Genomic DNA, 20,029 nt, shown 5'->3' on the forward strand with positions numbered 1-20,029 from the left:
CAGGCACGACAGCTCTAAAGCGTTGTTCGCTGCTCATGTTTTAAGCGGTTGTTTAACCAGCCTATCCTTGAGTCCTCGGTTGGCTTTTGCCCCACATCCGCACAACAGGTTGCTCTGTTCGCATTGTGGATGGTTCAAACACTCTGAATGTAAATATTAATATACAGTTGTTTATGTAATTATTTTATGACACTATTCTGAGTGCTGATCCTTGTTCTGGGTCCTCTGAACTCTTTGCGTATTCTGGATCAGCGACTGATCAGTATGCCAAAAATAGGAGGATTTGTTGATGGCAAATGAAGACAAAGTCTGGCCGACAGGCCTGACATTGGAAGAAGCGGAAGAGGTGCATAGCTACCTCATCGACGGGACACGTGTCTTTGGCGTAATTGCGCTTCTTGCCCACATTCTGGTCGCAGTCGCGACCCCATGGCTCGGATAAAGGAGGCACGTCATGAACAATGCAAAGATGTGGCTCGTGGTTTCTCCGACCGTTGGCGTACCGCTCTTTCTCGGTGCTGTCGCGGTGGGATCCTTCGCGGTACATGTTGCCGTACTGAGCAACACCACATGGGTGGCGGACTTCCTGTCCGGCAACGAATTGGGCGCGGGTGAAGAGATGTCTGCAATCACCGCCGATGGCGTGGATACAGCAAAGGCATCCTATGCGATCCCGACCGATGATGGTGGACTGGAAGTAACAATCATCCTGCCTGATGGGACGCCTGCGAAGGCCATCCTTCAGTCGTCAGATTTGATGGCGACAGATGCCAGTTACTCCGTCACACAATAGCGCATCGGGCCCGGCGATCTAAGCGCTGGGCCCGACGCAAATATGATATTCACACGTGCCGGACAAAAGACCGGGTAATCAGTCGGTCTTGGCGCAAAAAATGCAGATGCCAATGTTTGACTATCGCTCCTTCGCAATGCGCAAACTTGGTGCCCTGAGCACCAAGTACATGCCCTTTGCCGATATCGCGACCGATGATGTCTCCCTTGGCCGCATTCTGAGGCTCTCGCTGTTTCAGGTCTCCGTTGGCATGGCGCTGGTTCTTCTGGTTGGCACATTAAACCGTGTCATGATCGTCGAACTTGCAGTGCCTGCGTCCCTGGTTGCGGGTATGCTGGCCCTTCCTTTGGTTTTTGCACCCTTCCGGACCTTGATCGGCTTTCGGTCCGATATGAATGTGTCGGCCCTCGGGCTGAGGCGTATTCCGTTCATCTGGAAGGGCACGCTCTATCAATTCGGCGGATTTGCGATCATGCCGTTTTCGCTGCTGGTTCTGTCCGGCTATGGCGATGCGGTGGATGCCCCCCGCTGGATTGGCTACAGTTCTGCCGCGCTGTCCTTTCTGTTGGTTGGTGCGGGGATGCATATCGTGCAGACGGTTGGACTGGCGCTTGCCACGGATCTGGTGCGCGAAGAGGATCAACCCAAAGTCGTGGGCCTTATGTATGTCATGCTGTTGCTTGGCATGCTGTTCAGTGCCCTGGTGTTTGGTGCTCTGCTTGAAAACTACTCGCCCGGTCGCCTGATCCAGGTGATCCAGGGCGCGGCGGTCCTGACTGCCATTCTCAATCTGGTGGCGATGTGGAAGCAAGAGGCCCGGAACCGCGAACGCGCCCAGGCCATGAAAGTGCAAGAACAGATTGCGTTTTCGACGGCATGGTCCGCGCTGATCCAGTCCAAAGGCATGCTGCGCCTGTTGGTTGTTATTGGTCTTGGCACATTTGGGTTCGGTATGGCTGATGTGCTGTTGGAACCCTATGGTGGCCAGGCCCTTGGATTGTCAGTCGCTGACACAACCAAACTGACCGCGCTTTTCGCGTTTGGAACGCTTCTGGGCTTTGGCGCGGCCTCGCGCATTCTCAGCAATGGAGGCAAGCCCGCCTCCCTCGGGCTGCTTGGCGCAGTCATCGGTATCCCGGGCTTTGCGGTGATTATCCTGTCAACACTTGTCGGCGGTGTGCCCCTGTTCCTGTTTGGCGTCTTGTTGACAGGTCTTGGCACGGGCCTGTTTGGCCATGCGACGCTGACAGCCACAATTCGCGCGGTGCCTGCAGGCAGAACCGGAATGGCGCTGGGCGCGTGGGGTGCCGTTCAGGCGACCGCCGCTGGCATTGGCGTGGCGCTTGCCGGTGCAGTGCGTGATCTGGTCGTTGTCTGGCAAGGTTCTGGAATTGGGAGCCAAACGCCCTACACTTTGGTGTTCATGATAGAGATCATATTCCTGGCTCTGGCCGTGGCGCTCATTTTACCCCTTGTGCGCGACCCCAGGTCAGAACGAAAACTGAAGAAAATGCGCGCCGAAACCTTAGATGTAACAACCCCAAAAAACCCGGTGGAGGTCCCATGACAACACTTATTACACGGATGTTCGAAGACGAGGCTGTGGCCCAACAAGCTGCATCCAAGGTCTATTTCAAAGGCGTGCCAGAGCGCGCGATAAGCGTGATCTCAGGCGGGAATGTCGACACCCTCTCCGCGCGCATGGATAAGGCGCGCGTTCACGCGGCCTCGATTGCCGCTTATGCCGAAAAGCTGGAAAAAGGTGGTGCGCTCCTGGTTGTTGGGGCCACGCATATTCCGCTGGGGGCTCCCAGAATTACGCGTGAAACACTTGCCAAGTTTGACACGGTCGATATGGGGGATATCGTTGAAGAGTATTACTTCACCGATCCGCCCGAGAAGGCGACAAGCATTCTGAAAAGCCATAAACTGTTCCTGACTCAACGCCTGCGTAACTCCGGTGGGACGGTGATGGGCGGTGGTCTTCTTCTTACACCAGAGGTCAAGAAATCCTCTGCGGCTGGGAAACATCGCCGCGCCTCGCGCATGTTCTGGCCGATGCCGCTGCTGTCTCGCAAAGAGCGCCGCAACAAGACCATGTCGGGCGAACGCCGGATGTCCCGGATGTTCTGGCCGATGCCGCTGCTGTCCAGGCGCGAGCGCAAAAGCTCTGTCATCCGTGGCGGTGGGCCGGTCTTCTCCCGCACATTCGGTTGGCCAACAAGTTAACTCGTGGGTATTTGAATATCGCAAGCGGTTACGCAAAGGGCCGATCAGCTATGTGCAAACCACCTGACCAGTCAGGCAGGCTGGGCTGTTGCGCAGTGCAATAAGGGCATCCGCGTCAGACGCCCAAAGGTAAGAGATCGGATCCGCTGCCAGCAGACTAATATTAAGAACCGTATTCGGGTTGGCCCAAAGCACGGCGCTGAAATCAAACGTTTCGACGCAAACCTCCGCCAATCTGCGAAAAACTTGGAACTTCCGTCGTCAGTGGAATATCGGTCGGAGGTGCAAAACCAGTCACAAGCCATTGAAACTACGCACCTAATGGCCGGGTGAACGGGAAGCAGTTGTTTGCAGAAAGTGAAAAGCAGGAAGTGCAGCACGCAAACCCGTCTTTCTGGTTGATTCTAGATCTTTGAATTGTCTGCTTTATTCCCGCTTCACTGGCACGCATAAGTCTCTGTTTGACAGACGGTCACACAGGCCCTTGAATTCACCGGGCAATAGGGAATAAGGTGGTAAGTATTTGAAATAAAACATTAAAATGGCAGCCCGTAGGGGAATCGAACCCCTCTTTCCAGGTTGAAAACCTGGCGTCCTAACCGATAGACGAACGGGCCAAACGTTGGCGTGAGCCGCTTCCTAGGCAAATCCGGCGTTGTGCGCAAGAGGGATTCTGCAAAAAAGACCCAAGCGATGCGGTGATCCTGAGTGTCGTACAGGCTCGACCGGGATTATCCTGTGCGGGCGGCATCTTCCAGTCTCAGTTGCACTGTCTGGCGGCCTTGCCAGCTGTTGATCTCGACCCGGCCTGCCAGGTGAAAACGGGCGCCGCCATGGGCCTCAAGGGCGGCCCCCAATGGAGTGTCGAACGCTCCGAACGAGATGGCGTCAAGCTGTGCACCCATCCCGTCGCCAAAGCGCAGTTTCAGATGCGCGTCGCCCACGCGTTTGGCAAAGCTGATTGCCATGTCGGGAAAGACATAGCGTGGGGCAGGGGCACCTGCGCCAAAGGGGCCTGCTGCCTCGATTTGATTGATCAGCTCGACCGTGGCGGCCCCGGGCATCATCAGCCCGTCAAGCTTCAGGTCGGCGGGTCCCGCGTCTCCTGCACCTTGCTTGGCGAGTAACTCGGACAGACGCGTCATGGCCACCTCCAGCTTGTCGCGTGCGACAGTCAGGCCTGCGGCCATCTTGTGCCCGCCACCTTTCAGAAGCAGCCCTTCGGCGGTCAGGCGTTGCACCGACGCGCCCAGATCGACGCCCGAGATCGAGCGCCCCGACCCTTTGCCCTCATCCCCATCCAAGCCGATCACGATGGCAGGGCGGTTGGTGGCCTCTTTCAAACGGCTTGCGACGATGCCGACCACGCCGGGATGCCAGCCTTCGCCCGCCGCCCAGACCAGCGGAGCGTCCAGACCGCGCTCTTCCGCCTGTGCCAAGGCGGCGGCGCGGACCGAGGCCTCAACCTCGCGCCGCTCCGTGTTCAGTTGATCCAATCGCTCGGCCATGGATTGCGCTTCGTGTGGATTGTCCGACGCCAGCAGTCGCGCGCCCAGATCGGCCTTGCCAATGCGCCCGCCTGCATTGACGCGCGGTCCCAGCACAAAACCCAGATGGTAGGAGGTCGGCGCGGTGTCCAGCCGCCCAACATCCGACAGCGCCACCAGTCCGGGGCGCGTGCGTTGTGCCATGATGCGCAGGCCCTGACGGACAAAGGCGCGGTTTACGCCTTTCAGGGGGGCAACATCGGCCACCGTGGCAAGAGCGACCAGATCCAGCATCTGCATCAGATCAGGACCTTTCTTGCCCGCCTCGCGCAGTTGCCGTCCGGCCTCGACCAGCATCAGGAAGACGACGGCGGCGGCGCACAGATGGGCCAGGTCACCGCTTTCGTCCTGTCGATTGGGGTTCACCACGGCCAAGGCCGCCGGGAGTGTCTCGCCCCCCAGATGGTGATCGAGGATGATCACATCGGCGCCTTTGGCGGCCTGGATGGGGCCGTGACTAAGGGTGCCGCAATCCACGCAAATGATCAGGTCATGCTGAGCAGCCAGATCGGCCATCGCTTCGTCATTAGGGCCATAGCCCTCGTCAATCCGGTCCGGCACGTAAAGCGTGGCAGGATGGCCCATCCGGCGCAGCCAGTCGATCAGAAGGGCGGCTGAACTGCCCCCATCCACATCGTAATCGGCGAACACGGCGATCCGTTCGCGCGCATTAAGGGCGTTGAGGAACCGCGCCGCGGCTGTTTCCATGTCCTTGAGGCTGCGGGGATCAGGCAGCAAGTCGCGCAATTGCGGGGCGAGGTAGCGTTCGGCCTCATCAGGCGGCACGCCAAGCCGGGCAAGAGTCTGACATAAAGGGCGCGGCAGGCCCGCCTCTTGGGCCAGCGCCTCGGCCAGACGGTCGGTTTCGACACCTGGACCGATCCAGCGCCGCCCATTAAGCGACTGTTCTACATCAAGAAAAGCGCCGCTCACCGCTTGGGGTGGCGGCAAGTCACGCGCCGGGCTTCGCCGGTTTTAGAGCGCAGCAGAAGCGTTTCGGTTTCCACCATGTCGCCTTTGTTCTGCAACCCGTTGAGGATTGACCCCTTGGTCACGCCAGTGGCCGCAAAGATCACATCAGCCTGCACCATTTCGTCGCGTGCATAAATCCGATCAAGATCGGTGATGCCCGCCTTGGCGGCGCGGCCACGTTCGTCATCGTTGCGGAACAACAGGCGGCCCCAGATTTGCCCGCCCATGCATTTCAGCGCGCCAGCGGCCAGCACACCCTCGGGGGCCCCACCCGAGCCCATGTACATATCAATCCCTGTCGTCTCGGCTTCGGCGCAATGCATGACACCGGCGACATCGCCATCGGTTATCAGGTGGATCGAGGCGCCGGTGGCGCGGACCTCGGCAATCATATCCTCATGGCGCGGGCGTTCCAGAATGCAGACGGTGATCTGATCCGGTTTGACCTTCTTGGCCTTGGCCAGCGCCTTGACCCGCTCAGTCGGTGTCATGTCCAGCGACACGACATCTGTCGGGTAACCCGGCCCAATCGCCAGCTTGTCCATGTAAACATCCGGCGCGTGCAGCATGGTGCCGCGCGGGGCCATGGAAATCACGGTCAGCGCGTTTGGCATCGCCTTGGCGGTCAGGGTGGTGCCTTCCAGCGGGTCCAGCGCGATATCAACGCCGGGGCCTGTGCCGCTGCCGACTTCTTCACCGATATACAGCATCGGAGCCTCGTCGCGTTCGCCCTCGCCAATCACCACGACACCGGCGATATCCAGCAGGTTCAGCTGTTCGCGCATCGCGTTGACGGCGGCCTGATCAGCGGCTTTTTCGTCACCGCGCCCGATCATGCCCTGACAGGCAATCGCGGCTTCTTCGGCCACACGGGCCAGGGCCAGGGACAGCATATGATCATCAAACGGGGCTTTGGCAGACATCAGGGCATCCTCTGGCAGATTAGTTGGGCCAGCATTAACGGTTGGCCCGAAACGGCACAAGGCCGAGGTTTAAACGGTTTCGATGCGCAAGGCGACGGGCGGGGTGTGCATCACATCCAGCTGCGCCATCGCCTCAAGGGCGGTGTCCAGCGCGTCACGCGTGGTTTTGTGGGTGACGATCAGGACCGGAGCTGCGGCTTCCTCATGTTGGTACTGGCGCATCCGGTCGATAGACACACCTGCATCGCCCAGCACCGCGGCAATCTTGGCCAAAGCACCGGGTTTGTCCTCAAGTGCCATGCGCAGATAGTAGGGCGCGGGAGTGGCGGCCTTGGCAGGTTTGGCTTTGCTGAGACCTGCGGCCGGTTGACCAAAGGTCGGAATGCGGATGCCGCGCGCGATGTCCATAACATCGCCCATCACCGCACTGGCCGTGGGGCCTTCGCCGGCACCGGGCCCGCGCAGCACGATCTGCTCCACCGCATCGCCTTCCAGCACGCACATATTGGTGCCGCCTTCCAACTGACCCAGCGGGCTGGTGTCGGGCACCAGGCAGGGCGACATGCGTTGCTCAAGCCCGCGTGCCGTCATCTGGGCCACGCCCAACAGCTTGATACGGAAGCCCATATCGGCGGCCTGGTTGATATCCTCAATCGTGATGCGGCCAATGCCTTCCAGTTCGACCGCGTCGAAGTCAACCTGCGTGCCAAAGGCAATCGCGGCGAGAAGGGACAGTTTGTGCCCCGCATCAATCCCGCCCACGTCAAGGTTGGGATCGGCCTCAAGATAGCCCAGCTGATTGGCCTCTTCAAAAACTTCGTCATAGGGAAGCCCGGCGGATTGCATCCGGGTCAGGATATAGTTGCAGGTGCCGTTCATCACGCCCATCACGCGGGTGATGTCATTGCCCGACAGCCCTTCGGTCAGCGCCTTGATCACCGGGATGCCACCTGCCACGGCCGCCTCGAACCGGATCACATGGCCTTTTTCCTCTGCAGTGATGGCAAGGGCGTGCCCGTGATGGGCCAGCAAGGCTTTGTTGGCCGTGACCACGTCTTTACCCGCAGCGATTGCAGCCTCGGTGGAGGCTTTGGCCGGGCCGTCGCTGCCCCCCATCAGTTCAACGAACACATCCACATCATCGCGGGTGGCCAGGGCAACCGGGTCATCCTCCCACGCGTAATCAGAGATATTGATGCCGCGATCCTTGTCGCGCGAGCGGGCTGAGACGGCGGTGATCACCACCGGGCGCCCGGCACGTTCCGCCAGTAGGTTGGCCTTTTGGCGAATGATTTTCACAACACCGGTGCCCACGGTGCCGAGGCCTGCAATACCTAGGCGCAAAGGGGTTGTCATCGGCGTCTCCAATCGTTGCAAAACTTGTGCCTGCGCGATGTAGCGGGTTCGGCTGGCCCTTGCAACGCAGGTTTTGAGAGCAGGCTTAAATTGCCGGTATGCCGGTTGTCATCCGGGTGCGGGTTGAGCTGTCGATCACGGTGCCGCGCAGCCGCGCGGCGCGGGAGCGTAGATTGGCCACACGGGCCTCCAAACTGCTGATACTCTCGGGATCGACCTGCGCCACGGGAACCCGCGCCTGTAACTGTTCGGCTGGAACCAGTTTGGGATAAGCGGCCCGCTCGGCACCTGGAGAGATGGCGCTGTCCAGATCAGGGAACTGCGTACACCCTGCGCCAAGCGCAACGCAAAACAGCACAGGGATGGGGCGCAAGGGCATGGTGCGGTTCTCCGGCTCTGGACCTGTTTCTTTCTTGGCACTGTTTTCAAAGGCGGGCAAGCAGGGGTTTGATATGAACGCATGTTCAGTTAAATCTCGCTTATGGCACGAACCCAAGGCTCTCATTCTGGAATCACTGGTCCGCGTGTGCGCGAGGCCGCGTTGCGGCTGTTTGCCCAGCATGGCTTTGCCGCCGTGTCGATGCGCCAGATCGCGGGAGAGGTCGGCGTGCAGGCGGGCGCGCTTTACAACTACACGCCGGACAAGCAAAGCCTGCTCTTTGACCTTATGAAATCCCATATGGATCAACTGCTTGACGCATGGCAGGCCGAGCCTGAGTTGCCAAGCCCGATGGCTGCTTTGGAGCGATTCACGCGCTTTCACATCCATTTCCATTCCGCCCGGCCCGAGGCGGTATTCATCTCTTACATGGAGTTGCGCAACCTGACGCCGGAGAATTTCGAGGTGATCGAGGGGCTGCGGCGCCGCTATGAAAATGCTTTGGAAAGTATCTTGCGTGCGGGCGTCACCTCGGGTGATTTTCAGGTGGCCGACACGCGTGTTACCTCGATGGCGCTGATTGCCATGCTGACCGGGGTCAATACGTGGTTCCGCGAGGGTGGTCGCCTCAGCCTGACCGAAGTGGAAACCCTGTACTGGGACATGGTGCGCAAGACAGTCGCGCTTTGACGTCTCTCTTCATCTTGCTCGAAATACTCCCGCCGGAGGCATCAAAAATAATGTGTGGCGCAGCCCTCCGTTTGGAAAGCGGCGGCGCCCTTGGTTTAATGTGCCGGTTTGATGAACGTGTCGTTGCGCAGCTCTTGCATGGCGGTCAACAACTCATCACGCGTGTTCATCACGATCGGCCCGTGCCAGGCGACAGGCTCCTGGATTGGCGCGCCCGAGATCAGCAGGAAGCGCACACCTTCCTCGCCGGCCTGTAGGGTCACTTCATCGCCGGTGCCAAAGCGGATCAGGGTGCGGTTGCCTGACATGTCGCGAATGTTCACTTCTTTTCCCGCCACTTCCTTTTCCAGCAAGACTCCTGAGGGCGTGCTGGCATCGGCAAAAGCGGCGGCGCCTTCAAAGACATAGGCGAATGCGCGGCGGTAGGTGTCGATCCGAAACGTCTTTTTCACCCCGGCAGGCACCGAGATATCCAGGTATTGCGGATCGGCAGCGATGCCGTCGACCGGCCCGCGCTTGCCCCAGAATGCGCCGGTGATGACCCGCACAACGGTGCCGTCATCATCGGTGATCTCGGGGATATCTTGCGAGGCCACGTCCTGATAGCGCGGCGTGGTCATCTTCAGTGAAGAGGGCAGGTTGGCCCAAAGCTGAAACCCGTGCATTTGTCCCGCCGCATTTCCACGCGGCATTTCCTGATGCATGATGCCCGATCCGGCGGTCATCCATTGCACATCGCCTGCCCCAAGCGTGCCAGTGTTGCCGAGACTGTCGCCATGATCGACCTCGCCGGACAGAACATAAGTGATGGTCTCGATGCCGCGATGGGGATGCCATGGAAAGCCTTTCTCAAACCTGGCCGGATCATCATTGCGGAAGTCGTCAAACAGCAGGAACGGGTCCAGCTTGGAAGGATCGCCAAAGCCAAAGGCGCGGTGCAGATGAACGCCGGCGCCTTCCATCGTAGGCTGCGCGCGGCGGGTCTCTAAGGTGGGTCTGAGGGACATGGTGTGGTCCTCCTTTCCGCAAAGACATAAGGCGTGCGTGACCCTGCGCCAATAGATAGGTATGTGCCGCTACGCGCCCAAGATGTGCATAAATGCAGTTGTAACACCTATGTTGAAAACCGTGTAAAGCTTGCCGGGGGAGACCGGATTATGGCCAGCGATTTTACCAGCACAGAGTGGGCGCAGATCAACGCGCATCTTGATGCGGATCCGGGGGCCTATGGCTTGCCCACACGGCGCGATGCATCCGTTGTGTTGATGAGCTGGAACATTCGCAAATTCGGTGCGTTCGAAGAGAATGGTACGCCCAAGAAATCCCCAGGCGCGTTTGATCTGATCGAACGGGTCTGCGGCCTTGCCGATCTGATCGCCATTCAGGAAGTGCAGCGCGACATGACCAGCCTCTACATGCTGCGTGACCGGCTGCGGGCAGGTGGGTATCCTTGGGAAGTGGTCGTCAGTGACGTCACCGGCATGGCCCCCGGATACACCGGTATGGCCGAGCGCATGGCAGTGCTCTATCGCAGCGATCGAGTGCGGCGCGGCGATCTGGCTTCGGACCTGTCCTTTGATCGCTCGGCAGTGGTCGAGAATTCAGATGAAGCGTTGAAACTGCTGGTGGCAAAAGAAGTCGAGATTGCCGGGCAGGATGGGTTTTGGGACAAGCTGACCGCGTGGCTGGGCGGGCAGGGCAAGTTGGTTGGCGCACGGTTCAAGAAATTCGTGCAGTTTATCCGCACCCCGCATCTGGTGGAATTCATCATCGACGGGCCGGACGGTGCATATGAGTTCTGTGTCGTGAATGCGCATCTGGTGTCGGGCGACAGCAAGACTGAACGCGAGCTGGAGTTTTTTGCGTTGCTCGAATGGCTGTTGCTGGACAGCCCGAGGACGGTTGAAAAGAACGGTAAGAGCTATCTTCTGATGGCCGATCTGAACCTTGATTTTCAGTCAAACGTGGACAAAAGGCGACGGGCCTTTGAAGAGTATATGACCACGATAAATGCTGAGAAGAATCTGAAATCAAAAGCGAATTTTCCATTTCTCGATGGCGCCTATTTCACCAATGCGCGGCGCAGCGAAACCTTTGATCATATCGCCTGGGTCACAACCGATACGCGCCTGCCGCGCGGGCGGCACAATGATCAGGCCGGCACGTTGGGGGTAGATGAATACGACTATGGCATGTTCGATTTCGTGCAGGCCTTTGTCGATGCCGGGCCGGGGGCAAAACCCGATGGCAGCCCCGATTACGACCGCTTCACCCATGACTTCACCGATCACATGCCGATCTGGGTGCGCCTACCGTTGCCCCATGCCGGGCAGACGGATTTTTCAGTGGCGGGCGATTAAACGCCGTTTTGGGCGCATGATGTCGCAGACGGGATAGTCTTACGGGTCTCGGTTTTCAAAGGTCGCTGAAACGGTCAGGGAGTTTTGACAATGAAAATCGGATTTATCGGCCTGGGCAATGTCGGTGGCAAACTGTCGGGCAGCCTGTTGCGCAATGGCGTGGATTTGCAGGTGCATGACTTGAATGACGACTTCGTCGCGGCATTTGTCGAAAAGGGTGCCACGGCTGGGGGCAGTCCTGCAGAAATGATGCGCAACTGCGATGCCGTGATCACCTGTCTGCCCAGTCCCTCAGCGTCGAATGCCGTCATGCAAGAGATGCTGCCCGAGATCGGGCCCGGCAAGATCTGGATGGAGATGTCCACTACCGATGAGGCCGAGGTGAAACGCCTTGGGGCCTTGGTGATCGAACAAGGCGGCGCGGCCGTCGATTGTCCGGTGTCTGGCGGCTGCCACCGGGCCGATACCGGCAATATCAGCATCTATGCGGGCTGTGATCGCCCGACCTTTGAGAGGATTTTGCCAATCCTGACGATCATGGGGCGGCGCGTGCTTCATACCGGTGATATCGGTTCGGCCAGCGTGCTCAAGGTGATGACCAACTATCTGGCGACTGGTCATCTGTTGATGCTGTGTGAGGCGTTGACCACGATGAAGGCGGCAGGCATGGACATGGCCACCACCTATGAGGCGATCAAGATCAGCTCGGGGACCTCCTTCGTGCATGAAACCGAAAGTCAGCTGATCCTGTCGGGATCACGCTGTGTGGATTTCACCATGGATCTGGTCCTGAAGGATATCGGCCTGTTTCAGGAAATTGCCGAGCGCAATGACGTGCCGCTGGAAATCTCGCCGATGATGATCGACCTGATGCGCGATGGTCAAGCCCGCTATGGCGAGCGTGCACAATCCGACCGGATGATTGAACGTCTGGAAGAGGCCACGGGCCTAAGCATCACGGCCCCCGGCTTTCCCCAGGAATTGGTGGACGACGAGCCCGAGGAGCGGGGTGCCGAGGTCAGACCCAAATTCTAGGCACACTCGCCCTGTCGAACCGGAGATATCTTTCTCTTTGCCCGTGAACACGCTAAGGGGCAGTCAAAGGGAGATATCAATGGCCGATGAAGTTCTGGCAAGTGTGCGCGCATCGCCCCCCCGCAGGGGCTTTGGGGTATTTGTGCTGGGCTCACTTGGTGTGATGCTGATCTATCTGGCGTTCGCATCACCCCCGGCGGGGCTGGGGTTTCAGTTGATGCTGATTGCCTTCGGGATCGGCGCGCTGATCATGACAGCCAGGATGTGGCAGGCCACGCAACTGGCGCTGGAACTCACCACCGAAGAGTTGCGGCTCAGCGATGGCACTGTTCTGACTGCTACGGACAGCATCGTGAGTATTGATCGAGGCATGTTTGCCTTCAAACCGTCCCACGGTTTCACCCTCAAATTGGCGGGTAAGACCCCGGCGGGTTGGCATCCAGGCATGTGGTGGCGGTTTGGCAAGCGATTGGGCGTGGGCGGCGTAACGCCCGGCGCTCAAACGAAAATCATGGCCGACGTGATATCGGCCATGATTGCTTCTCGGTCACAAACTTCGGATTAACCGCAGTATGAGTCTTCCCAGCAAAGCTGCGAGGCAAAGCGGATACCGGTAAACACTTTGGCACGCGCGGTATAGCTGTTGTTCAGGCCGGGATAGATGAAGGTCGGCTGATAGTTTGACACGCTTTCCACGATGATTAGCTCTTCGCCACCTTGGAGAACTGGCAGTTCGGCATGCGCTTGCGCCACCTCTGCTGTTGTGAGCTCGCTCATCGGACCATCGCCGCGGACCTCGGACCAGCGCACCCAGTAGGATTCAGTGCCGGCGCTATAGACCACCACGGACATACGCAGCTGGTTATCGCCACCATCGTTCGCTTGAGCGTCAAAAATGCTCTTGGCGGTGTCCATATACGTATCGTTCACCGTCTGCATCTCGCGTGATAGCATATCGGCAACGGTATATGTCGCTTTGATGCGTACGGATTTGTACTGATGCACCTCGAACAACTCGAACGAAGTGGTGATCATCCAGAACAGCAGCGGCAGGGTAATAACCATCTCGACGGTCATGACGCCGTCTTTTTCCTTGCTGAACCTGGAGAAAAAACGCGCCAGTTGGTCTTTGATTTTGCTGGGATCAAACAACGACATATTACTCGGGCTCCTGTACAAAGGCGGTGACCGCTAGAATGGCCGCGTCGCCTGAACTGTCTTTGGTCAGCAATCCCGCCAGAAGTGCCTCTGGGAACAGGGGCGAGTAGTTCAGACAGGCGCGCATCATAACAACTTCGTTGGCCTGACCGGGGGTGAAGCTCTTGACGGGCCGAATAGTTTCGTCGATCGGCTCATCGGTGCAAACAGCTATGGGATCCAGCGGGGCAAATGCGCGTGGATCGCTATTGGACATTTCCAGGAACATCTGGTTTTCGCAATCGACGAAGATCATCGCGTTGTCACAGACCAGCTGTTTTACATCATCATACGCGATGGTTTGTCCTGTTCCGAGCCGCACTTCGCGCACCGCCATATCCAGCCCACGTTCCAGCATGGTCTGCCGCAAGGTGATGAACCCCAACTCAAGCGTCATGACAATCATTGTGGCCATGACCGGGAAGACGATCACGAACTCGACAGCGGCACTGCCGGTTTCGTCTCGCCAGTGACGCATGTACCGCTTCAGCAAAGAACCAATCATTGGGTCAACCTCAGGTTTTGAACATTCGAAGCAATCGAGCCGAACGCATCGGAAATTGTGCTCGTCGTTGCGCGATAGTAAAGCAGCGGATCACTCGCGCAGTTGCGCAGTTCGGTTTCGGCCGTACCGTTTTCAGGCACCGAGAAACCGATCGAGTAGACCACAACATCGTTGGCTTTGGTCGCCGTGCAAATGTCGCGCATCATCCCATTCTTGTCTGAACCGCTCTCTCTTTCCGAACCAACATAGTCGTTCCAGGCGCTCCAGTTGCCAGTGACGCTGCCGACAAAGTGCGGGGACATAAGGCCCCAGGCCTCTTCCCAATCCAGAATTCTTTCTGTGACTTCCAGAAGCGGATTGTCCTCACCAGCATTTGCAATTTCTTCGTATTCAGTTTCGCTCAACCACTCGCCGCCTTCATTTCCTTCTTCAACGGAGACCTCGTTGTAGCTGCCACTGCTGGCTTGCAGGTAGAACTTCTTTTCTGGTTCGCCGACCGGTTTGTAGTAACAGTTCCACTTGGAATTGGAGCATTTGCTCGAGCTGGTCGACGTCTTGTTCTTATATTTATGACGCGCGTAGTCGAACTCCATGTGTTGATAGATCACTTCGTGGAGATCAGAGTCTTCGCCACGAAAAGAGCTGTTCTTGTCAAAGTAATATGACGACGTGTTTGCGCCATCGCCCATCACGACAATGATTTTCAGGGACTCAGGTTCGTCATATGCCGCCGGAACGTTGGTCAGCGATGCATCCATCAACCCTTCTGCCTGCAGCGATGCGGCCACGGGGGCAAAGGCCGGGTCCAGCAGGGCCGCGCCCCATTTCATCCCGATATGGGTAGAGGTGTTGCCATCGGCGTGCAGCAGGTCGATCTTGTCATGCAGTTCCTGCGCGGTCATCGAGTAAGCCAGGATTTCAGCATAGTCATCATTGAAGCACGACCGCCAGCCTGAGCTTAGGTCATCGAAACCACCATACACAGAGGTGTAGATTTGCTGCGCGTATTCTGGGCCTTCAAGAGGTTTCAGCGTCGGCGTAATGAACGCGTCTTCATAGTGACCCTCTTCAAACCGCAGGCAGCTCGAATAGTCATGCGTGTCTATGATGTTGGGGCGCATCGCGCTGTAAATCGCCTCGCCCGGTGCCGTGGTCCAGCTGAACGGCACAATCGAAATCACGACATCGCCGGGATCCGAGCTGTTCAGAATGGTCGTCACGAATTGCTTGGCGGCGATTTTCAGATTGTCCAGCTTGGCCCCGCGCATCGAGCCAGACACGTCAAGGACGAGAGCCACCTCCAGTTTGGGTGTGCGGACTTCGGCCGTGGCAATGCCGCCGGCATCCAGAGTGTTCACGCCCATCAGCTTCATCAGATAGGTGTTCAGAGTCATATCGGCCGAGGCGGTCACCGTACGTGAATTGAGAGTCGCTACAATATCGTCGTCACTGATTTCGTTCATGTACTCAGACTTGCCACTCTTGACAAAGAAATCCTCAACGATGGCTTTGATTTCTTCTTTGGTGGCGCCTGCGGGCGCACCACCACCCGCCAGTACGGCGCTGTCAATCGTGGCCTGCAACTGGGTGCGTTCCATCTCGTGGCGCATCAAGTCGATGCTGAGGCCGCCGACCGTTAACATCAGAAGGAAGATGAAGAATGCGATAATCGCCATCCCGCCATCCTCGTCCCGTTCATAGGTACGATACTTCGCCTCAAGGCGGGCCAGAAGGGCGCCGCGAAGCGAGCGCTCGCTTGGTTGATTGCGTGTCAACTTCAGTATCATATCGTCACCTCTTTGGGCGGATTCCAGCCCAGAAAACACATTGCCCCGCGCTCTTTTTTGCCGAAGTCTGTGGCGTAATTATGGCAAAACCAGCAAAAAAGAGGGCTCATTAACCCATATGTTTCAACAATATAGTGCGGCCATTTTCGTTGTTTCCAACCGGGGCGCTAATGCGACCCAAAGTTGAGCAATTCAACGAGAGCCATACGGATTTTACACATTGGGTGGACAAAATTGTCGCAGGCATTAACCATGGATTCACATCCGGCGCGTCAAAACAAACAAGACAGAGCAATTCCCGGATGACAGAGGGAGAGAGAATATGTCACCAGCCAAAGAGCCGAGTTTTCGCGAAAGCGTCGATCTGATGTTTAACCGCGCGGTTGCCCTGATGGACCTGCCACCCGGGCTGGAAGAAAAGATCCGCGTCTGCAATGCCACTTATACGGTCCGGTTCGGTGTTCGGCTGCGTGGTCAGATTCATACCTTTACCGGTTATCGCTCGGTCCATTCGGAGCATATGGAACCTGTCAAGGGCGGTATCCGCTTTGCCATGGGCGTCAATCAGGACGAGGTTGAGGCGCTTGCCGCCCTCATGACCTATAAATGTGCCTTGGTGGAGGCGCCCTTTGGTGGCTCTAAAGGTGGCCTGCGTATCGACCCGCGCGAATGGGACGAGCACGAGATGGAGCGGATCACCCGCCGTTTCGCCTATGAGCTGGCCAAGCGCGACCTTATCCACCCGTCCCAGAACGTTCCGGCCCCCGACATGGGCACGGGCGAGCGCGAGATGGCCTGGATTGCTGATCAGTATCGCCGGATGAACACCACCGACATCAACAGCCGCGCCTGTGTCACTGGCAAGCCGGTCAATGCTGGCGGTATTCAGGGCCGGACCGAAGCAACTGGCCGAGGTGTGCAATATGCCCTGCAAGAATTCTTCCGTCACCCGGAAGACATCAAGGCCGCGGGCTTGAAAGGTTCGCTTGATGGCAAACGTGTCGTTGTCCAGGGTCTTGGGAATGTGGGCTATCACGCCGCCAAGTTCCTCAGCGAAGAGGATGGCTGCAAAGTTACCGCGATCATCGAACGCGATGGTGGTCTGATGGACGAAAACGGCCTTGATGTTGAGGCGGTGCGCAACTGGATCGCCAAACATGGCGGCGTCGATGGTTATCCGCAGGGCAAGTATATCCGCGATGGTTCGAAATACCTCGAGCATGATTGCGACATTCTGATCCCGGCGGCTCTGGAAGGCGTGATCAACAAATCCAACGCGGCCAATATCAAGGCTCCGCTGGTTATCGAGGCGGCCAATGGTCCGGTGACGGCTGGCGCGGATGAGATCCTGCGCGAAAAAGGCTGTGTGATCATCCCGGACATGTATGCCAACGCAGGCGGTGTGACCGTGTCTTACTTTGAATGGGTCAAGAACCTCAGCCATATCCGGTTTGGGCGCATGGGCCGCCGTCAGGAAGAAGCGCGGCACGAGCTGATCGTACGCGAATTGGAAAAGCTCGACGATCATCTGGGCGATGCCTGGACCATGACGCCGAATTTCAAGTCAAGATACCTGCGGGGTGCGGGTGAGTTGGAACTGGTGCGCTCAGGACTCGATGACACCATGCGCGCGGCCTACCAATCCATGCGCGAGGTCTGGCATGAGCGTGACGACGTCACGGATCTGCGCACGGCCGCGTATCTGGTATCGATCGGCAAGGTCGCGACCAGTTACCGCGCATTGGGCCTGTAACAAATGGCGGCGGGTGTGGTTGATCATACCCGCCGCTGTGGTGCCACGCATCTGCGTGTTGATGTGCCAGGCGCCTCGGCGGGCACCCGCGCGATATGTTATTGTAAGGATTGCCAAACGGCCGCTCAGTTGCACGGCGACGGTGCCGATATGCTATCCCCGGCAGGGGGCAGCGATATCTGGCAGACCACGCCGGATCGGATCAAGATTGTAAAGGGCGCAGAGCATCTCAAAGTGATCCGTCTGTCTCCTAAAGGTCTTATGCGCTGGCACGCGGGGTGCTGTGGCACGCCGATGTTCAACACGCTGCCCAATCTGAAGCTGCCATTCATCGGTATGATCCTGCGCCAGTCTGCACGGTCTGACGCCGATGCGGTCTACGGGAAACTGCGCTGTCATGCGTCGACTGAAGGTGTGCGCCCAGGCGCTGGGGCATCCACGCGGGACAAGGGCTTTAAACGTGCTGGTTTTGATGTGTTGCAACGGATGCTTGCCGCTTGGCTTAGCGGGCGCAGCAAGGACACACCGCTGATCGGCAAAGACGGTAAGCCGATTGCTCCGGTTGAGGTGATCACCAAAGATCAACGCCGCGCCGCGATCCCTAAGCATCTGTCCTGAATCCCTTGGGGCATGTTTTCTGAGTGTTGTTCGCCGGGGTCGCACGTTGACCTGCGTTTGTCGAAATGCGCTCAGCAGCAACCGCACCCCATTGCTATCCGTAAAAGAACTTGGTTGAGTTCGGCCAGTGACAAGGGGAGAGGCTTGATGCGCTTTTCAGGGCTGCGCGTTCTCAAAGAAGGGCTGAGGGGCAACACGGGCTGGCAAGCCCACTGGCGCGATGCCACGCCAAAGCCTGAGTATGACGTGGTCATTATCGGTGGCGGCGGTCACGGTTTGGCCACGGCCTATTACCTTGCCAAGAACCACGGCATCACCAATGTTGCTGTGCTGGAAAAGGGATATCTGGGCGGCGGTAATGTGGGGCGCAACACCACGATTGTGCGCGCCAACTATTTCCTGCCCGGCAATTCCGAGTTTTACAGCCACTCCCTGAAGCTGTGGGAGGGGCTGGAGGAAGACCTCAATTACAACGTGATGCATTCCCAACGGGGGCAGATTGGCCTGTTCCACAATGATGGTCAGCGTGATGCCGCGATCCGCCGGGGCAATGCGATCCGCAATCAGGGCGACGATGCCGAGCTGTTAAGCACCAATGATCTGAAACGCATCCTGCCCTATCTCGATTACGATCAGACCCGCTTTCCCATCTATGGCGGGCTGTTGCAGCGCCGGGCAGGCACGGCGCGGCACGACGCTGTGGCCTGGGGCTTTGCCCGCGGGGCCAGCGACCGGGGTGTCGATCTGATCCAGAATTGCGAAGTCACCGGCATTGATATCCAAAACGGAGTGGCCAAAGGCGTGCAAACCACGCGCGGCGCGATCCGGGCCAGGAAAGTGGCGATTATCGTGGCCGGACGCACCAGTCAGGTGGCGGCGATGGCGGGCATGCGCTTGCCGATTGAAAGCCATGTTTTGCAGGCCTTTGTGACCGAAGGTTTGAAACCTGTGATCGACCATGTGGTCAGCTTTGGCATGGGCCATTTCTATATCAGTCAGTCTGACAAGGGCGGTCTGGTTTTTGGCGGAGACCTTGATTTCTATGCCTCTTACGCCGCTCGCGGCAACCTGCCCATGGTTGAACATGTGATGGAAGCGGGCGTGACCCTGATGCCGATGATCGGCAAGGCCAAGGTGCTGCGCTCATGGGGCGGTATCATGGATATGACCCCTGATGGCAGCCCGATCATCGACAAGACGCATATTGATGGCCTCTATCTGGATTGCGGCTGGTGTTATGGCGGGTTCAAGGCGGTGCCGGGCTCGGGCTATTCCATGGCGCACCTGGTGGCCACGGATCAGCACCACGAACCCGCGGCGCGTTTCCGGTTGGATCGCTTTGCCACGGGCCATGGATTGATGGACGAGGAGGGCACGGGTGCGCAGCATAACCTTCATTAGCGCGCTCTGTGTGGCGGGCACGGCGATGGCACAAGACGGCCCGATGCCGGGCTGTTATGCCCGTGAGTATTCGCAAGCCCATCTGGATGCCCATCCCGATCAGGTGGCGCGGTCCCTGACCATGATGATCCATGATCAACAGGACGGTGAGTTCATGACCCGCTTTGCCTATCTGTTGGTCGATTTTGCCAATCAGGGCCATGTCAAACGCGATGGCCACGGGGCGCAGACCCTGGATCAGCAATTGATCTGTTTCAACACGCGCGACGGCCGACAGGGCTGTGGCGTCGAGTGTGACGGTGGCTCGTTCATTGTAACGGATCAGACCGACGCCACCCTGACCATCGCCACCGAAACACTTTGGGTGGGCGAGACCGAAGACTGCGGCGGTGCGATTGATCTGGCAGAAATCCCGGGCCAGCAGGTGAAATACCGTCTGAACCGGGTGGCGATGGATACCTGCCTTGCAAGAGTAGAGAACTGA

Annotated in this window: 20 protein-coding genes and 1 tRNA gene; 12 read left to right on the forward strand and 9 right to left on the reverse strand. The window is 58.2% G+C overall.

Annotated elements, in window-relative coordinates; genetic code table 11:
- Positions 1–289: 289 nt before the first annotated feature.
- The 4 genes from pufB (at position 290) to V6N02_RS17085 (ending at position 3,022) form a co-directional block, all read left to right on the forward strand.
- Positions 290–442: a light-harvesting antenna LH1, beta subunit gene (gene pufB, locus V6N02_RS17070; RefSeq protein ID WP_371227454.1), complete on the forward strand. Its 153-nt coding sequence runs from the start codon at positions 290–292 to the stop codon at positions 440–442.
- A gap of 12 nt (positions 443–454) precedes the next feature.
- A complete protein-coding gene (locus V6N02_RS17075; protein WP_371227456.1) occupies positions 455–793 on the forward strand; it encodes a light-harvesting protein in 339 nt (112 codons plus the stop codon).
- A gap of 112 nt (positions 794–905) precedes the next feature.
- The gene (locus tag V6N02_RS17080) at positions 906–2,360 is read left to right on the forward strand and encodes a PucC family protein (protein WP_371227458.1); all 1,455 of its coding nucleotides are present in this window, start codon (positions 906–908) and stop codon (positions 2,358–2,360) included.
- Entirely contained in the window at positions 2,357–3,022 is a 666-nt protein-coding gene (locus tag V6N02_RS17085) for a hypothetical protein (protein ID WP_371227460.1), read from the forward strand. The genes V6N02_RS17080 and V6N02_RS17085 overlap by 4 nt, the downstream gene beginning before the upstream one ends.
- A 542-nt stretch (positions 3,023–3,564) precedes the next feature.
- Here the strand turns inward: V6N02_RS17085 and V6N02_RS17090 are convergent.
- The 5 genes from V6N02_RS17090 to V6N02_RS17110 all read right to left on the reverse strand — a co-directional run bounded on the left by V6N02_RS17090 (position 3,565) and on the right by V6N02_RS17110 (position 8,199).
- Positions 3,565–3,639 (reverse strand) — tRNA-Glu (locus V6N02_RS17090).
- 114 nt (positions 3,640–3,753) lie between these two features.
- Positions 3,754–5,502: a single-stranded-DNA-specific exonuclease RecJ gene (gene recJ, locus V6N02_RS17095; protein WP_371227462.1), complete on the reverse strand. Its 1,749-nt coding sequence runs from the start codon at positions 5,500–5,502 to the stop codon at positions 3,754–3,756.
- Positions 5,499–6,464 (reverse strand): class II fructose-bisphosphatase, encoded by a 966-nt coding sequence (glpX, locus tag V6N02_RS17100; RefSeq protein ID WP_371227464.1) that lies wholly within the window; start codon positions 6,462–6,464, stop codon positions 5,499–5,501. The genes recJ and glpX overlap by 4 nt, the downstream gene beginning before the upstream one ends.
- Before the next feature lie 69 nt (positions 6,465–6,533).
- Positions 6,534–7,820: a homoserine dehydrogenase gene (locus V6N02_RS17105; RefSeq protein ID WP_371227466.1), complete on the reverse strand. Its 1,287-nt coding sequence runs from the start codon at positions 7,818–7,820 to the stop codon at positions 6,534–6,536.
- An 85-nt stretch (positions 7,821–7,905) separates the two neighbouring features.
- Complete coding sequence (locus V6N02_RS17110) at positions 7,906–8,199, reverse strand: hypothetical protein (protein WP_371227468.1); 294 nt, start codon at positions 8,197–8,199, stop codon at positions 7,906–7,908.
- Between the two features lie 102 nt (positions 8,200–8,301).
- On the opposite strand from V6N02_RS17110, the gene V6N02_RS17115 reads away from it, so the two are divergent.
- Positions 8,302–8,889, forward strand: a complete 588-nt coding sequence (locus tag V6N02_RS17115) for a TetR/AcrR family transcriptional regulator (protein ID WP_371227470.1) — start codon at positions 8,302–8,304, stop codon at positions 8,887–8,889.
- Positions 8,890–8,984: 95 nt separating this feature from the next.
- Here the strand turns inward: V6N02_RS17115 and V6N02_RS17120 are convergent, their stop codons facing one another.
- A complete protein-coding gene (locus V6N02_RS17120; protein WP_371227472.1) occupies positions 8,985–9,896 on the reverse strand; it encodes a pirin family protein in 912 nt (303 codons plus the stop codon).
- A 150-nt stretch (positions 9,897–10,046) separates the two neighbouring features.
- Here V6N02_RS17120 and V6N02_RS17125 point away from each other — a divergent pair, with 150 nt between their 5' ends.
- From V6N02_RS17125 to V6N02_RS17135, 3 genes are all read left to right on the forward strand, one after another.
- Positions 10,047–11,249, forward strand: coding sequence for an exonuclease/endonuclease/phosphatase family protein (locus V6N02_RS17125; protein ID WP_371227474.1), 1,203 nt, complete (start codon positions 10,047–10,049; stop codon positions 11,247–11,249).
- A gap of 90 nt (positions 11,250–11,339) precedes the next feature.
- A complete protein-coding gene (locus tag V6N02_RS17130) occupies positions 11,340–12,284 on the forward strand; it encodes an NAD(P)-dependent oxidoreductase (protein ID WP_371227476.1) in 945 nt (314 codons plus the stop codon).
- A 79-nt stretch (positions 12,285–12,363) separates the two neighbouring features.
- Positions 12,364–12,849: a hypothetical protein gene (locus V6N02_RS17135; protein WP_371227478.1), complete on the forward strand. Its 486-nt coding sequence runs from the start codon at positions 12,364–12,366 to the stop codon at positions 12,847–12,849.
- Here the strand turns inward: V6N02_RS17135 and V6N02_RS17140 are convergent.
- The 3 genes from V6N02_RS17140 to V6N02_RS17150 are packed head-to-tail and all read right to left on the reverse strand — an operon-like array spanning position 12,846 to position 15,773.
- A complete protein-coding gene (locus V6N02_RS17140) occupies positions 12,846–13,442 on the reverse strand; it encodes a TadE/TadG family type IV pilus assembly protein (RefSeq protein WP_371227480.1) in 597 nt (198 codons plus the stop codon). The genes V6N02_RS17135 and V6N02_RS17140 overlap by 4 nt on opposite strands.
- 1 nt (position 13,443) lies before the next feature.
- Complete coding sequence (locus V6N02_RS17145) at positions 13,444–13,986, reverse strand: TadE/TadG family type IV pilus assembly protein (RefSeq protein ID WP_371227482.1); 543 nt, start codon at positions 13,984–13,986, stop codon at positions 13,444–13,446.
- Positions 13,983–15,773 carry a TadE/TadG family type IV pilus assembly protein gene (locus tag V6N02_RS17150; protein WP_371227484.1) on the reverse strand — a complete coding sequence of 597 codons (1,791 nt, stop codon included), beginning with the start codon at positions 15,771–15,773 and terminating at the stop codon, positions 13,983–13,985. Before V6N02_RS17150 ends, V6N02_RS17145 begins: the two co-directional genes overlap by 4 nt.
- Positions 15,774–16,095: 322 nt before the next feature.
- Here V6N02_RS17150 and V6N02_RS17155 point away from each other — a divergent pair, with 322 nt between their 5' ends.
- The 4 genes from V6N02_RS17155 to V6N02_RS17170 all read left to right on the forward strand — a co-directional run bounded on the left by V6N02_RS17155 (position 16,096) and on the right by V6N02_RS17170 (position 20,029).
- The gene (locus V6N02_RS17155; RefSeq protein ID WP_371227486.1) at positions 16,096–17,526 is read left to right on the forward strand and encodes a Glu/Leu/Phe/Val family dehydrogenase; all 1,431 of its coding nucleotides are present in this window, start codon (positions 16,096–16,098) and stop codon (positions 17,524–17,526) included.
- Positions 17,527–17,541: 15 nt separating this feature from the next.
- Positions 17,542–18,144 carry a DUF6151 family protein gene (locus tag V6N02_RS17160; protein ID WP_371227488.1) on the forward strand — a complete coding sequence of 201 codons (603 nt, stop codon included), beginning with the start codon at positions 17,542–17,544 and terminating at the stop codon, positions 18,142–18,144.
- A 147-nt stretch (positions 18,145–18,291) separates the two neighbouring features.
- On the forward strand, positions 18,292–19,545 hold the full coding sequence (locus V6N02_RS17165) for a sarcosine oxidase subunit beta family protein (RefSeq protein WP_371227551.1): 1,254 nt from the start codon (positions 18,292–18,294) through the stop codon (positions 19,543–19,545).
- The gene (locus V6N02_RS17170; RefSeq protein WP_371227490.1) at positions 19,523–20,029 is read left to right on the forward strand and encodes a hypothetical protein; all 507 of its coding nucleotides are present in this window, start codon (positions 19,523–19,525) and stop codon (positions 20,027–20,029) included. Before V6N02_RS17165 ends, V6N02_RS17170 begins: the two co-directional genes overlap by 23 nt.

Source organism: Roseovarius conchicola (assembly GCF_041403425.1).
GTDB classification, from domain to species: Bacteria; Pseudomonadota; Alphaproteobacteria; order Rhodobacterales; family Rhodobacteraceae; genus Roseovarius; species Roseovarius conchicola.

What these genes read in the sequence shown, in the direction of transcription:
- pufB (WP_371227454.1), top strand. Translation starts at nt 290, where the DNA reads ATGGCAAATGAAGACAAAGTCTGGCCGACAGGCCTGACATTGGAAGAA.
- V6N02_RS17075 (WP_371227456.1), top strand. Translation starts at nt 455, where the DNA reads ATGAACAATGCAAAGATGTGGCTCGTGGTTTCTCCGACCGTTGGCGTA.
- V6N02_RS17080 (WP_371227458.1), top strand. Translation starts at nt 906, where the DNA reads ATGTTTGACTATCGCTCCTTCGCAATGCGCAAACTTGGTGCCCTGAGC.
- V6N02_RS17085 (WP_371227460.1), top strand. Translation starts at nt 2,357, where the DNA reads ATGACAACACTTATTACACGGATGTTCGAAGACGAGGCTGTGGCCCAA.
- glpX (WP_371227464.1), bottom strand. Translation starts at nt 6,464, where the DNA reads ATGTCTGCCAAAGCCCCGTTTGATGATCATATGCTGTCCCTGGCCCTG.
- V6N02_RS17105 (WP_371227466.1), bottom strand. Translation starts at nt 7,820, where the DNA reads ATGACAACCCCTTTGCGCCTAGGTATTGCAGGCCTCGGCACCGTGGGC.
- V6N02_RS17110 (WP_371227468.1), bottom strand. Translation starts at nt 8,199, where the DNA reads ATGCCCTTGCGCCCCATCCCTGTGCTGTTTTGCGTTGCGCTTGGCGCA.
- V6N02_RS17115 (WP_371227470.1), top strand. Translation starts at nt 8,302, where the DNA reads ATGGCACGAACCCAAGGCTCTCATTCTGGAATCACTGGTCCGCGTGTG.
- V6N02_RS17120 (WP_371227472.1), bottom strand. Translation starts at nt 9,896, where the DNA reads ATGTCCCTCAGACCCACCTTAGAGACCCGCCGCGCGCAGCCTACGATG.
- V6N02_RS17125 (WP_371227474.1), top strand. Translation starts at nt 10,047, where the DNA reads ATGGCCAGCGATTTTACCAGCACAGAGTGGGCGCAGATCAACGCGCAT.
- V6N02_RS17130 (WP_371227476.1), top strand. Translation starts at nt 11,340, where the DNA reads ATGAAAATCGGATTTATCGGCCTGGGCAATGTCGGTGGCAAACTGTCG.
- V6N02_RS17135 (WP_371227478.1), top strand. Translation starts at nt 12,364, where the DNA reads ATGGCCGATGAAGTTCTGGCAAGTGTGCGCGCATCGCCCCCCCGCAGG.
- V6N02_RS17140 (WP_371227480.1), bottom strand. Translation starts at nt 13,442, where the DNA reads ATGTCGTTGTTTGATCCCAGCAAAATCAAAGACCAACTGGCGCGTTTT.
- V6N02_RS17145 (WP_371227482.1), bottom strand. Translation starts at nt 13,986, where the DNA reads ATGATTGGTTCTTTGCTGAAGCGGTACATGCGTCACTGGCGAGACGAA.
- V6N02_RS17150 (WP_371227484.1), bottom strand. Translation starts at nt 15,773, where the DNA reads ATGATACTGAAGTTGACACGCAATCAACCAAGCGAGCGCTCGCTTCGC.
- V6N02_RS17155 (WP_371227486.1), top strand. Translation starts at nt 16,096, where the DNA reads ATGTCACCAGCCAAAGAGCCGAGTTTTCGCGAAAGCGTCGATCTGATG.
- V6N02_RS17165 (WP_371227551.1), top strand. Translation starts at nt 18,292, where the DNA reads ATGCGCTTTTCAGGGCTGCGCGTTCTCAAAGAAGGGCTGAGGGGCAAC.